Raw genomic sequence first — 13,965 nt, forward strand, 5'->3', positions numbered from 1 at the left:
TTCCTAACAATCTTGGCTGCAAAAGGATTTATTACCAGAAAGAAAGGTACTGAAGTAGACCTCCCCGTACATGAAATAGTGATTTCAACTCATAATGATAGCAAGGAGGTATAAACAGATGAATTTCAGTTGGTTGCTTGGGCTTATCATGTTATCTCAACAAGTGACGATGCCAGGAAATTTAGTGATCACTCACAACGGCCATCCGATCTCAGTTGCTACCCCTACGAATTTGTCGATGCACTCGCCATTCTTACCTGTTATCGATAATGAAAAGCTTCAAAAATTCATGAACGAAATCGAGCAGCAGGTTACGAAAAACCCTACAAACGCCATGCTGGATAATAACGGAAATATTATCCCCGAACAAGTCGGTTACCAATTAAACCGCGAAGTTTTCACAGAAAAAATTTTAAGTCATTATTTTAAGAATACTTCCTCTGAATTAGAAGTCCCTTTACAAACCATTTTTCCAATGGTTGACAGTGAATTACTTGAAAATATTAGAACTAAAAAAATAGGGGAATATGTGACATTCTTCAGTTCAAATAACAAAGAAAGAAACCATAATATTTTTCTTGCTGCAAATGCCATTAATAATTATGTCCTTTTTCCAGGTGAAACATTTTCCTTTAATAAAGTAGTTGGTGAAAGATCCGCAGGAAAAGGATATTTGCCTGCCACTGTCATTGTGAAAGGGGAATATGCAGAAGACTTAGGCGGTGGAATTTGTCAAGTATCCTCTACCCTTTTTAATGCAGTGGATAATGCAGGTCTAAAAGTCGTTAAGCGTTATTCTCATAGTAAAGAGGTTCCATACGTTCCACAAAAGCGGGATGCCACTGTCAGTTGGAATGGCCCTGATTTCGTCTTTAAAAACGAATACAATCAACCTATACTTATTCTTGCAAAAACGTCTGGACACAAGTTACACATTGACATCTATTCTTCTGATGTCATCACCTATACGCCTAATGAAGTTCCATACCTTCCTGATTGAAAACAAAAGTAAACGTAGGGGTTGATTGGGGAAAAATTTTCCCAGTGCCAAATTACGATATCAATAAATATCCAGAATGCCGAAAATATGTTGAAATGGGATTTCATAATGCACAATTCAATTTTAGATTGGACGAGACTCGGATCGGCGAGATCTTCCAAGGAACAACTCCTAGCAGAAATGGCGGCGACCTAGCAGTTATTGCACCACCAAATGGATATCCAGTTCCAGAAATGCCTGTTATGCCTAATGAACATTCTCCAGGACTATACGATTTGAATCATTAATTTTCATATAGAAGCGTTTAAATGACGCTTCTTTATCAATTCAATTCAAATAACGAAAAAGAACATTAATCTTCGACAAAATTCAGGTGGTTGTGGCACCAGCCCACCAAACATTTGGGGAGCCTGACGGTCTAACGCGGCATCAGGTTGCGTTGGCATAGTGTCCTTGAATGGATTGCTCACCATGTTGCACGCAGCTAAGCATTTACGTGAGCACCATACCATAATCACGTCCCCTACAATCTCCTAAATTTCCACTATATCTTTTTGCCTATTTTTTTGTTACTCTATTGTGTAGGACTTAGAAATTTACATTTTTTTGGAGGAATATGCCGAAAATGAGTACAAGAAGTAAGAAAAAGAAAAGAACATGGCTTAAAGTGACAGGAATTATTTTATTAATTTTGTTAATTGCCGGTGGTACTTATGCCTTCACTGTCTATAAATCTTTTAAAAGTGCAGTAGAAACCATGCACCAGCCGATTGAAAGAAAACAATCTGAAAAACGCGAACAACCTGTTACATTACAGGAAAAAGATCCATTTTCTGTATTATTGCTTGGTGTTGATGAACGGGAGGGCGACAAGGGCCGTTCAGACTCATTAATTGTGTTAACCGTAAACCCAAATAACAATTCAGTCAAAATGCTAAGTATCCCTCGTGATACGCGGACAGAGATTGTCGGTAAAGGCAAAGAAGATAAAATCAATCACGCCTATGCATTTGGCGGTGTTCCAATGGCGATGGATACTGTTGAGAACTTCCTTGATATTCCAATTGATTATTATATCCAAATCAATATGGAAGGATTTAAGGACATTGTCGATGCAGTTGGCGGGGTAACCGTCCAAAATGATCTGGATTTTTCTGAAGATGGATTCCATTTTGCTAAAGGGCAAATCACCTTAAACGGCGAGCAGGCATTAAGTTACTCAAGAATGAGACATGAAGATCCAAGAGGGGATTTTGGCCGTCAAATGAGACAGCGCCAAATTATCCAAGCGGTTATCAATGAAGGCGCCAGTGTATCAAGTTTAACAAATTTCTCTGACATTTTTACTGCCCTTGGCAAAAACGTAAAAACAAACCTGTCTTTTGACCAAATGATGGATATTCAAAAGAATTATAAATCGGCTGCAGGAAACATCCAGCAAATGGATATAAAAGAAACAGGTACAAAGATTAATAAAATTTACTATGGATTAGTTGCTGCTGAGGAAAAGCAAAGAGTCCAAAACGAACTAAAAACACAACTAGAATTAAAGTAAATCAGATTTGTTCAAGCAGGTGCCCAAAATGGTTTGGGCACTTTTTTTAATAAAAAAAACCATTTCCAACATCCCAATAGTAACTCCGTATTCAAATCCTTATTTATAACTTTTCGAGCTACTTTATCCGCATTTTCAAAAGCAGTGGGGTTTTCATGTATTATTACTTCGAGCCGTCCCCGTGCATCTTTGTGATAATTTTCCTTACATTAGGGAATAAGATTATTATTCACCCCAATACCAACAGAGGTACGAATAATGAATCAGATACCCCCATTTCGAAGGCAACGTTCTTTTTTATCGCAATTTACAACCGCTCAACTTCATTTAAAAAACCCATGGGTTGTGGCCTTTTTTTCGTTTTCCTACCCGGGATTTGGTCATCTGATGCAGCATCGATACGCATCCGCGTTTATTTTGATTTTATGGGAAACCTTTATCAATGGAATGGCGAATGTAAACCTTGGCATCTTTTATTCTTTATTGGGAGACTTCGAAAGAGCGAAAGAGGTATTAGATGAACGCTGGTTAATCCTATACGTATCTATTTATATGTTTGGTATATGGGACGGCTACCGAACAACCATTGATCTGAATAAACAATATATATTGGCAGACCGAGAAGATGCACCTTTGTTACATATAAAAATGGGATCTTGGGACATGAACTATTTGGATAAAAGAAAACCTTTGGTCGCCTTGGTTTGGTCAGCATTATTTCCAGGTCTAGGACACCTCTATCTTCATAATGTCATCTCAGGGTTTTTTATTTTCATTTATACAGTAGGTTTATGTTACTTCGGGCATATTTTGCTTGGAATACAGTATTCTATGCTGGGGGAATTTGTACGGGCTAAAGAGGTCCTAGATATGCAATGGGTCCTTTATTTTCCTTCGATATACCTTTTTATCATTTATGATTCCTATATTTCAGCAGTGGAAAACAACAAGCTGTTTGAAAAAGAAATGTCATACTACCTGCGAAATAAATACCAAAATCCTAACTTTAAAACTCCGATATAAGAAGGAATGAGAGTTCATTGTTTGTCATCGCCACCTTTGACAATTCTCTTTTTATTGAATTGGCTATTACCGAGCTTGAACAAAATGATATTACGAATGAGAGGATATTAGCAGCCCCTCTTGATAAAAAACAAGACCCTCCACAACTTTTTGATACGATTCATAGAGCCGATGGCCTTAGTTTATTTGATGCGGCCGCAATACTAGGCACTTGTTTCATGCTATTAGGGGCCATTTATGGCTATATATTAAAATGGGGACCCATCATATGGGGAATTATCGGTGCGGTTAGCGGTTTGCTTCTGGGTTTTCTCATTAAAATGGTTTGGATAAAAAAGAACAAAAAAGGAACAAAGCAATCCTCATCAGAAATTGTGCTAATGATTCGATGTGAGAAGCATGAATGGAATCATGTAGAGAGCATATTATGGAAAAATGGAGCACTGGGTTTAACCCGAATAAAACACCTGTAGCAGAGCCATGTGGAAGGTCCGATACCACTAAAAACACCTCCATATAAATAGAAGTGTGTTGGTGATGAATCATTCAGGTGGTGATATCAGTCACTTGCTTTAGTTTGGAAAGTAAAACTGGAATTTCAGAAAGTAAAAGTGAAATATCGGTAAGTATTTTCTCGAAATGGGAAAGTAAAATCATCAAATCGGAAAGTAACCACACGAATTCGGAAAGTATATCCAAATTACTGGAAATCCCTCCGGAAAAGGTCATGAAAAAATTGGATTATATAGATCTTGGCGGGAGAAGATGGTCGCTTGCTTCGGGTGGTTCCTGTCACTGGTGCCTTTCAGTGGGCTCGAACCGTCCCCTTGCCTCAGTTTGGAAAGTAAAACTGGAATTTCGGAAAGTAAAAGTGAAATATCGGTAAGTATTTTCTCAAAATGGGAAAGTAAAATCATCAAATCGGAAAGTAACCACACAAATTCGGAAAGTATATCCAAATTACTGGAAATTCCTCCGGAAAAGGCATTAAAAAATTGGATTATATAGATCTTGGCGGGAGAAGATGGTCGAAAACCCGTTCGGCTTGCTTTGGGTGGTTCCTGCCACTGGTGCCTTTCAGTGGTCTCGAACCGTCCCCTTGCCTCAGTTTGGAAAGTAAAACTGGAATTTCAGAAAGTAAAAGTGAAATATCGGTAAGTATTTTCTCGAAACGGGAAAGTAAAATCATCAAATCGGAAAGTAACCACACAAATTCGGAAAGTATATCCAAATTACTGGAAATCCCTCCGGAAAAGGTCATTAAAAAGTTACCCAGACCAGGCTGACCGCTTGGTTTTTTAGCTGTTTAGTGGCCATGGAACAAATCATCTCATTTATCAATGAGGTTGGCTTCCCTATTGTTGTTACCCTCTATCTACTATATTTAATAGAATCCAATCTGATTTATTGTATAAAAAAAAATATCAGTCATCATATACTAATCTTTCTAAAGATTGTACATGATGACTGAATGATAAGCCCAAGCCCGTCACTGATGATGAGTAAATTTACTTATCAATTCACTTAAGAGCATTAAGCGCGACCTTTGCCGCTTCTGCAATCAGCGCATTATCAAAGGCAGCATTCTGTGTATCGCGGCTGGACAGAACAGCGATGACAATGGGAGCTCTATTCGGCGGCCAAACAATCGCAATGTCATTCCGCGTTCCATAGCTTCCTGCCCCGCTCTTATCAGCGACTTCCCAGCCTGTTGGTGCACCGGCACGGATTAATGCATCTCCTGTGGCATTTCCCCCCATCCAATCTGTCAGGAGCGTACGTTTTTCAGCGGGGAGCACATCGCCGACTGCGAAAGCTTGAAGGCTGGTAGCAAGCGCTTTAGGTGTGCTTGTGTCCCGTGTATCTCCAGGAATAGCTGAGTTCAAATCCGTCTCGTAGCGATCAGCCTGGGTCACGTGATCGCCAATCTGTCTTAATGCTGCTTCAAACCCTTTAGGGCCACCCAGTTTCTCTAATAAAAGGTTTCCTGCGGTGTTGTCACTATATCGAACAGCAGCCTCGGTAACTTCACGAAGAGTCATCCCGGTATCTACATGAAGGCTTGTGACGGGTGAATACGAAACGATGTCCTCACTGTTGTATGTAACTACCTCATTGAGTTGATCAATAGAGAAATGCTGCAGCAATGCACCTGCGGCTAGAGCTTTGTAAGTAGATGCGAAAGCAAACCGCTCTTGAGGCCGATAGGAGACCTTCCGATTTGTACCTGTATCGATTGCGTAGACTCCAAGGCGGGCATCATATTTGTCCTCGAGCTTTGCAAACTCGCGGTGTATTTGGGGTGCTGGTGTTTTCCTGACTACCTTTTCGGTCTTACCAGAAAGGTTATCGGTCGTCATCGACCAGCCGGCGAGCGGTACAATGGCGATCACGAGCACAAGCAGGGTAAATATAAAATTTTTTATGTTGAAAATATCATCTGTTTTCCTCATAATCTATCCCTCTTTCTATTAATATTTGAAGTTCTGAAAATTGAATAATTCTATTCAATTTCAATTTTTCATCTCTCGGCTCTGTTATTATTCATTGTTGATTTTCGTGTAGATATGAGAATTCATAGGCGGAAAATTTCCGGCTAATGTATATAGATGAAGAGAAAGAAGCAGATATAAGCGGAGAAATTCCGATTAACTGCTCTAAATAAGACAAAATCCAAAGATTTTGATCATATAAACGGAAAAACTCCCCTTATTATTAAGGAAATATAGGTATTTCCCAATTTAAACGGAATTTTTACGTTTATTTTTCAAACACAGTAAATCAACATTAAGCTATAACAGAGCCTATCTTTTAAAAAATTGCCCAGAAACGCTGGGGGAGAATTTCCTCCTTTCTCCAATTTGATTACATGCGTCATATTAGACTGCGCACAAAATATTACACATGTAGTATTTAATACAAACTTAATACTACATCTGTAGTAAAAGCATGTCAATCACATTTTCTAAAATAATACGATTGTAGTATTTTTCCCTCGAAAGTCCCAAAAAGGACGAATCATCCTTTCTGGGTTTCATTATTAATAGATCTTTTTATCATGCAGGATCTGCTTGGCTATCTCCGCTGCCGTACTTCCCTGGGCTTGACCATGCTTATCTTGAATATTAATGGCAAAATAAAAACGATCATCACCTTTATCAACAAAGCCAATAAACCAGCCATTTACATTCTTTCCATTCACCATACCGGTTCCCGTTTTACCGTACAACTGCCCCTTCTTTTGCTCATCTATGAAAAGTGCCTTTTGTACCGCTTTAATATTTTCCTCATTAAAACCCCATTGATTTTCTTCTAATTGGGATAATAATTGGACTTGTTCAATGGGTGATATTTTTAGAGAAGATTCCATCCAGTAACTGTCCAAATTCCCTGAAAGATCCTCATTCCCGTATTTTATCTTATGAAAATAATCCTGTAGCAGCTTTCTGCCTACCTCTCGATCGGTATTCTGGAAATACCAATTTACAGAACGGCTTAAGGCAGTTGCTAAATTTTGATTTTGATTCCATTCTGGAAAGGGATACATTTTCCCATCCCAGACCTGGTTATTGTTATTTAGGGAAATCACATTGGATTCCAATGCAAACAAGGCGGCATATATTTTATAGGTGCTATCAGGAGAAATCCTCTGTTCACTCATCTCGCGATTATAGATTTGATATTGATTTTTAGAAGGATCATATAAAACGAAGCTGCCCTTGTAGCCGTTAAAATACGAGCTTAAATCCTCATAGACCGCATTCTTCCCACTAAACTGATACACATCATTTGGACTGGCAATCACATTGGTGAATGGAGCAAGGAATAGGACAAACATTCCTACAACAGCACAGATGACCTTGCTTTTCCATTTCAATAACAGAGAATCTCTAGAATAGTTTGCAATACACTGGATTCTTTGTTTGATTTGTTTTTTTGTCCCGCCAATACCTGGAGCCATCTGTTTAAAGGTACGATCCTGCTTTTTATCTGCAAAACGAATGATGGTATACCCATATTCGATATAGCCGCTCTCATCCAAAAGATTTAAAACGGATGCATCACAGGCCAATTCCCGGTCCATTCGAATCCTTTTTGAAGCATACCAGACGACCGGGTTAAACCAATACATAATCTGAACCATCCACATAACGTAATTCACGAACAAATCTTTACTTTTATGATGGTGCAGCTCGTGCAAAAGCACATATTTTAATTCATTTAACGAGAATTCTTCCCGCGTTTTGCTTGGTAAAAAGATATAGGGTTGAAAAATTCCGAACGTGATCGGCGAGGAAATGAGAGAGCTCTCTCGCACCCTTATGTTTCTTTTCACCCCAACCATCTCTTTGCACACTCTTAAAAGTTTATTTAGCTTTTGGTTATCAATAGCCACAGCTGACTTTTTAATTTGATAGATTTGATAAGTTGAATAAACAGCCACCCCAACAAAAAGAAGCACTCCAATGACCCAGGCAGTAAAAAATGTATGGTAAACGAAATCGGGCGCTGACTTGTTTACCGAAACCGCGAAATCATGTAATAAATCGCTGTTTGGCACCTGAGAGGCAGCCATTCCATTGATCCTTTCACTGTCCAATGGAGCTTCTCTATGATTCAAAAGTAAGCTTTTTAAATAGCGAATTCCTTCTCCGAGGCCAGAATAATGCCAAGGCAAAAAGGCAACAAGGATTGGAATGCAAAGAAAATACCAAATATGATAATGGGCTTTCACAGTCATATGATGGTTTAATAGCTTTTTGATTAACAGAATGATGAAAATAAGGAGGGATACCACGATGGTACTGACGAAAATTCGCAGCAGCAGGGTATCCATTATTTCTCCCCTTCTTTCTTTTCTCTCGTAGACAATATTTTCTTTAGTTCCGATATTTCTTCATTCGATAACTGATCATTTTCAATAAAATTTAATACCATTGAATGTAACGTACCGCCGAAAAATTGCTGCAGAAAGGATTTACTTTTTTGCTCAACATATTGGTCTTTTTCAACCAGTGAAGTATAGATAAACACCCGACCATCTTTCCTTACATGCAAAGCCTTTTTCTTCACGAGGCGAGCAAGCATGGTGTGAATAGTATTGGGCTTCCAGTCACTCTTATCCGATAATTTCTCCACTACCTCAGGAGTCGAAATCGGCTCATGGTTCCAAATCACTTTCATCACTTCATATTCTGCTTCTGATATTTGTGGAATCTCCTTCATGATACCTCTCCTACTTTTACAACTGTAGTATTTATTATAGCAGGAAGGGCTAAGTATATAAAGGATTGGGGGACTTTAACCTATGGTAAATAATCCCCCTGTGTGCTGAGGTTTTATTCTAATCCCATTTTTACTATATGATTTGAACGTTAATAATTGCCCTTAATCCAGGTCACGCTAAAACAGCTTATGCACATGTTGTTTATAAAAAAGAATGAATTAAAAATAGAATGGCAAAAGCAACACCAGACCGTAAATGCCACTTCCTGTCCATCCTTTGATATCGAAATAGTCCTGATATAGGAACTTGGAGCAGGACTATCAAGGAAAGCAATCCACTTATGTTATTAAAATCAAATTTGAAGCCGTGCATAAAGACAGCCACCGTATGCAAGATAATAAAAGCGATGGCGAGAATTGCTACTGGAGTATGCCATCTTCGGGCAAAGCGCAGTAAAGTGGACAACCTTTTTTTCACATTGGCTTGACCTTTTAAATAATCAAGCTTAATAACACGAAGAAGCACATAATAAGCAAGTACAAAAAATAAGGCAATTCTTGCATTGGAGCCAAAATCTTTAAATGTATGTTCGAAATGCCTGCTGTGCAGAGAAGTTAATGGAAGCTGTAATAGCCCCTTAAGTTCCAAAAGCACGATCAAAGCAGCGATAATAATCCCCACGATTACCCATATGCGTTCCTTTTTAGGAATCCATCCTTGTTTTTGAACCTTGATTGCCCGTGTATTCATTGGTTTGTCCTCCTTTTAATTAGAGTAATGTTTGCCATTTTTAAATCCAAAAGCAACTTTTAGATTCTTAATTTGGTCATTGTCACCGAATCCTATTTTTTCGTAAAACAAACTACTTAAAGTTAAAATAAGCTTCAATTTTATTTAAATACAATGTAGCACGATAAATGAATACATTTTCCAAATTAATGAACTTTTAATTATAAATTAAGTTAAAAATAAGAAGCGACAGTAGATACTAATAAAAACTTTTTCCTTTTAAGAGGAGTTATGAAAACAATTGGTATTAGATTAGTTAATTAGAGGTGAAAAAATGGATCAACACCTGCATCACGTAGAAGAACATTTTTCTGGGTCTGACTTCATTCGGGATGTTGTCATTGGTATGTCAGACGGATTAACCGTACCATTTGCATTAGCTGCTGGTTTGTCCGGTGCTGTTGATACAACTACATTGATTCTCACGGCAGGAAGTGCTGAAATTGCAGCGGGGTCCATTGCAATGGGACTCGGCGGATACTTGGCAGGAAAAACAGATGCGGAACATTACGAATCTGAACTTGCTCGCGAAAAGCGCGAAGTAATAGAGCTTCCGGAACGCGAAGAAGAGGAAGTATCGGAAATTTTCAGGGAATATGGACTTGAAGAAGAACAAATCAAATCTATTACCGAAACCATGAAAAAGAACCCTGAAAAATGGGTCGATTTTATGATGAGATTCGAATTAGGGTTGGAGAAACCAGAGCCTACAAGAGCAAGAAACAGTGCGATTACCATTGCAGTTTCTTATATTGTCGGAGGATTAATCCCTTTGTTCCCTTATTTTATCTTAAAACATCCTGCAACAGCATTAATGGTTTCTGTAGTGGTCACACTTATCGCTTTGATGATTTTTGGATACGTAAAAGGAAGGTTCACGGGAACTTCACCTATTAAGAGTGCTGTTCAAACCACGATTACTGGTGGACTTGCAGCAGCAGTAGCGTTTGGTCTAGCGAGAATTCTTACTTGAAGGTAGAACTCCGTAAGTGTAAGCAATCAATACATGCATCCCAGCACTAATGGTTGCGTCAATTTGTGTACGAAACTTCACAAACTTACTCAACGAAAAAAGCAATGTCAATTAAACATCGCCAAAAATACTTTAATATTAAATTAATCTTCTGTTCCTAAAACATCTGTATTTGGGGGCACATAACCCATTTGGCGGAGCATGGCTGCTATTTGTCCCTTGTGATGAAACTCGTGAGTAATGGTGTGCATGAGCAGTTTGCGAGGAGTAATTGATAATAATTCAGGTGCTTCTCTCCAAGGGATTTCTATCTCAATTAGCACGTCTAATTTATGTCGATGTTGTTCTAATAATTCATTTACAATTGAATCTACTAGTTCAAATCGTGCTATTATTTCCTCTAAACTGAGATTATGTAATTCTTCTCTTGGAGTAAGTGGTTTTTTGGTCTTCAATAAAACAAATGAGCCAAGCCATGCAACATAGCAAGCTGCTATATGAACCATATGTATCTCGTACACTTTGCCAACCGAAACCATATGTTTGAAACAAAATGATTAGGATCTATTTTCCCACAAAAATCTAACAGAGTTCCTCTAGTCTTCCGAACCCATCCATATTCGTGTTGAAGCATCAAAACACCCACTTTTAAGAGATATAACTACTTATTCTTTACATGTATAGCTTAGCAAAACCCTTTCCATTTTTGGAGCAAACACTAGTATGCAGCTCATAAGCTCATAACAAAAAAGATTACTCCTTATAGAAGTAACCTGGACGTAAATACACAAGAAAAAGACCGCACTTTACAGGGACAAGAAAAAGGGTTGCAGCAGCAGCCTTCCTTGTTGTTTAATCTTCCGACGCTGCCCCTTATGGAAGTAATAAGATTTTACCCGTACTTTTTCGGCTTTCTAGATATCGGTGAGCCTCTTGTCCATCTCTTAACGCAAAAGTGGTCGGCTCCGATACTTTTACTTTTCCTTCTTCTATCCATCTAAACAGCTCTTTTGATCGTGTCACTCTTTCCTCCCGAGAAGTGAGAACATTCCAAAGATCTCCACCCGTTAGAGTTTTTGAGGTATCCATCAACATACGGGGATCAACTGGAGCAGGATCTCCACCTGCCATCCCATAAAATACAACGGTACCTCCTATACGCGTAACAGCAAAACTGTCCATGAGTGTAGAACCTATTGATTCATAAACAACATCCACCCCTTTGCCGTTCGTTTCTTCCAGAACTTTCTGCTTCCAGTCATCCTTGTACTGGAGAACCAAATCCGCTCCCACTTTTTTTGCAGCTTCACCTTTTTCCTTGGAAGAGGTTAAGCCTATTACCTTACCACCAAGAAGCTTTACAATTTGAACAAGAAGCTGTCCGACACCTCCGGCTGCTGCATGTACTAAGACCACATCATTATTTTTGACAGCATAGCTGTCCCTTGTAAGATACTGGGCAGTTAGCCCTTGTAGGAGTATAGCTGCAGCCTCCTTAAATGAAACGGATTCTGGCAGAGGTATCAATTTTTCATAAGGAACAGCTACTAGCTCTGCATTGGCAAATGGAACATCCGCAAAGGCAACACGGTCTCCTGGGCTTATTCCCTGCACTTCTGCCCCTACTTTTTCTACCATTCCGGCACCTTCATACCCTAAAATATAGGGAGGCTCCCCGGCAAGATGATAATTCCCTTTCCTTCGATAAATGTCTGCAAAGTTTAGGCCAATTGCTTTCATTCTTACAAGAATTTCATCCGGACCGATGACAGGGTCCTTTACTTCGCCATATTCCAGGACTTCCGGACCTCCAAATGTATGAAAAACAAGTGCTTTCATATATAAATACCTCATCTCTTGGGTTAATTAATAAAGGCAATACTACCGCAGGATAATACAATTAAAACAATATTTTATCACTTTCCCGTTTCGTTTTTTGTGAACCAGTTCAAACTGATAAACTCAAATTCAGTCATTTTTAGGTTAGTGGATGAAAGGCTAAGCTTTGAAGACCAAAGAATCGGATAAAAAACAGTAATAGCCATGATGATTAAGGGGTGAAGTGTAAGAAAAAAGCCCTTTCTTCCGTCTTTTTGTTCACTTTAGTAGCTTTATCAAAAAAACACTAATACTGCGGAAATCTTTCTCCTGCCTCAACTAATTGTTGAGCATTTAAAACGACTTCCGTGTCTAGTAAAGAGATTAGCTTCTTTACTTCACTTCTGCTTTTATCAATGACAATAGTGGCTTCAGAGGTTTTCTTCGTAAGGATCTTAGCCTTTTCGGATTGAAATTCCACTGCATTAAAGCTTTCAACAGTGCGGACTTCGTCAAAATTCCATACGGCTGCATCTATTTTGCCTTTTTTTAGCATTTGAAAAAGTTGCATGTAGTTCAGGTCGACAAACTGAACATCCAAACCTTCACATTCTAGCAGGGTTATGTTCGTTTGGTCTGGTGAAGACCGGTCGATGCCCACTCGCATCCCAGGCTCAACATGTTTTTTATCGGGGTCAGCCAAGAAAACTTTATGCTCGGACACATAAGAGCCTAATCCAAAAGATTTAACAATACATAGTCCTTGATGTGATTGGATGACCTCTTCAGCAGCTAATTTCGACACAATCGCGAAATCATAGCGTCTTGTCTTAAGCGCTTCCAAACGATTGCTTGCCCCCCGCATATAAGCTAAACTTATCCGTTTGTTAAGTCGATTGAAGCCATCAACAATACCCGTTGCCAACCCTTCATATTTTTTAGAGTACGGTAAGGGCATGACTCCCACTAAAGGACCTGTGCCCGATATATCAAGCAGAACACTAACATCCTTTTTGGTCAAAAAAGAGCCCAGGTGACCTCTTGCTTCTAACTCTATAGCTCCAGCCATTTCAAGGAGTTTAATCGCTCCCTGCACTGTGCCTCTACCTAATCCCAGAGTGTCGCAAAATTCGGAGACAGTTGGAATTTTCTGGCCAATTTCAATCCCCACTAGCTCTAGTGCGATATTTTTTGCTGCCAACCCGTTCTTAGAGTATAAAATTTCCCACATATACGGTCCTCCGCCTTCAAGGCTAAAATACTATATTCGGTATCTTGAATATATCAATTTACTGTCGGCTGGTAAAGGGAGGATTGAGGTTGAGATTGGCACCATACTTCTAAGGCTGCCATAACAAAGATTTCTGTACGTCTTTGTGCCTGATCAAAGCCCCATTTAGGCTTCCTTCTCAATCAGTTTTGTCTTTAATCATTCTAATCATTAACTGTTGGGCTTGGCCATTTCTGGCTCCAATACACTCATTGAGTACACTTTTAACAGTTTGCCTCAATCAAAGACATTTTTACCTCTTTCGGGTAATGATAAGACATAAACGTGGTGTGCCCAAGATTTCCCATGA

The 13,965-nt window shown here is 39.0% G+C and carries 14 protein-coding genes and 1 pseudogene; 8 read left to right on the forward strand and 7 right to left on the reverse strand.

All coding sequences use genetic code 11. The features are described 5' to 3' along the window. Positions 1-118 precede the first annotated feature (118 nt). The 7 genes and pseudogenes from ACZ5AE_RS26845 to ACZ5AE_RS26875 all read left to right on the forward strand — a co-directional run bounded on the left by ACZ5AE_RS26845 (position 119) and on the right by ACZ5AE_RS26875 (position 5,049). Positions 119-1,000 (forward strand): VanW family protein, encoded by an 882-nt coding sequence (locus ACZ5AE_RS26845; protein WP_464567750.1) that lies wholly within the window; start codon positions 119-121, stop codon positions 998-1,000. A 17-nt stretch (positions 1,001-1,017) separates the two neighbouring features. Further along, positions 1,018-1,287: pseudogene (locus ACZ5AE_RS26850) on the forward strand (manganese catalase family protein); the annotation flags it as partial. Between the two features lie 338 nt (positions 1,288-1,625). Further along, positions 1,626-2,555 carry a polyisoprenyl-teichoic acid--peptidoglycan teichoic acid transferase TagU gene (gene tagU / locus ACZ5AE_RS26855; RefSeq protein WP_464567752.1) on the forward strand — a complete coding sequence of 310 codons (930 nt, stop codon included), beginning with the start codon at positions 1,626-1,628 and terminating at the stop codon, positions 2,553-2,555. A gap of 258 nt (positions 2,556-2,813) precedes the next feature. Further along, on the forward strand, positions 2,814-3,578 hold the full coding sequence (locus ACZ5AE_RS26860) for a hypothetical protein (RefSeq protein WP_464567754.1): 765 nt from the start codon (positions 2,814-2,816) through the stop codon (positions 3,576-3,578). A gap of 17 nt (positions 3,579-3,595) precedes the next feature. Then, positions 3,596-4,051, forward strand: a complete 456-nt coding sequence (locus tag ACZ5AE_RS26865) for a hypothetical protein (RefSeq protein ID WP_464567756.1) — start codon at positions 3,596-3,598, stop codon at positions 4,049-4,051. A gap of 104 nt (positions 4,052-4,155) precedes the next feature. Further along, positions 4,156-4,464 (forward strand): hypothetical protein, encoded by a 309-nt coding sequence (locus ACZ5AE_RS26870; RefSeq protein WP_464567758.1) that lies wholly within the window; start codon positions 4,156-4,158, stop codon positions 4,462-4,464. Between the two features lie 429 nt (positions 4,465-4,893). Then, complete coding sequence (locus ACZ5AE_RS26875; RefSeq protein ID WP_464567760.1) at positions 4,894-5,049, forward strand: YvrJ family protein; 156 nt, start codon at positions 4,894-4,896, stop codon at positions 5,047-5,049. 49 nt (positions 5,050-5,098) lie between these two features. Here ACZ5AE_RS26875 and bla read toward each other — a convergent pair whose 3' ends face one another. The 4 genes from bla to ACZ5AE_RS26895 form a co-directional block, all read right to left on the reverse strand. Continuing rightward, on the reverse strand, positions 5,099-6,031 hold the full coding sequence (gene bla, locus ACZ5AE_RS26880; RefSeq protein ID WP_464567762.1) for a class A beta-lactamase: 933 nt from the start codon (positions 6,029-6,031) through the stop codon (positions 5,099-5,101). Positions 6,032-6,618: 587 nt separating this feature from the next. Next, positions 6,619-8,415 carry a BlaR1 family beta-lactam sensor/signal transducer gene (locus ACZ5AE_RS26885; RefSeq protein WP_464567764.1) on the reverse strand — a complete coding sequence of 599 codons (1,797 nt, stop codon included), beginning with the start codon at positions 8,413-8,415 and terminating at the stop codon, positions 6,619-6,621. Then, positions 8,415-8,804: a BlaI/MecI/CopY family transcriptional regulator gene (locus ACZ5AE_RS26890; RefSeq protein ID WP_464567766.1), complete on the reverse strand. Its 390-nt coding sequence runs from the start codon at positions 8,802-8,804 to the stop codon at positions 8,415-8,417. The genes ACZ5AE_RS26885 and ACZ5AE_RS26890 overlap by 1 nt, the downstream gene beginning before the upstream one ends. A 202-nt stretch (positions 8,805-9,006) precedes the next feature. After that, complete coding sequence (locus ACZ5AE_RS26895; protein ID WP_464567768.1) at positions 9,007-9,555, reverse strand: hypothetical protein; 549 nt, start codon at positions 9,553-9,555, stop codon at positions 9,007-9,009. A gap of 313 nt (positions 9,556-9,868) precedes the next feature. Here ACZ5AE_RS26895 and ACZ5AE_RS26900 point away from each other — a divergent pair, with 313 nt between their 5' ends. After that, positions 9,869-10,567 (forward strand): VIT1/CCC1 transporter family protein, encoded by a 699-nt coding sequence (locus ACZ5AE_RS26900; RefSeq protein WP_464567770.1) that lies wholly within the window; start codon positions 9,869-9,871, stop codon positions 10,565-10,567. 143 nt (positions 10,568-10,710) lie between these two features. Here ACZ5AE_RS26900 and ACZ5AE_RS26905 read toward each other — a convergent pair whose 3' ends face one another. The 3 genes from ACZ5AE_RS26905 to yhfZ form a co-directional block, all read right to left on the reverse strand. Then, complete coding sequence (locus ACZ5AE_RS26905) at positions 10,711-11,073, reverse strand: DinB family protein (protein ID WP_464567772.1); 363 nt, start codon at positions 11,071-11,073, stop codon at positions 10,711-10,713. Positions 11,074-11,440: 367 nt separating this feature from the next. Further along, positions 11,441-12,421: a quinone oxidoreductase family protein gene (locus ACZ5AE_RS26910; RefSeq protein ID WP_464567774.1), complete on the reverse strand. Its 981-nt coding sequence runs from the start codon at positions 12,419-12,421 to the stop codon at positions 11,441-11,443. Positions 12,422-12,692: 271 nt separating this feature from the next. Beyond that, entirely contained in the window at positions 12,693-13,616 is a 924-nt protein-coding gene (gene yhfZ, locus ACZ5AE_RS26915) for a GntR family transcriptional regulator YhfZ (RefSeq protein WP_464567776.1), read from the reverse strand. Positions 13,617-13,965 lie beyond the last annotated feature (349 nt).

It is taken from the genome of Neobacillus sp. S1227 (assembly GCF_055385255.1).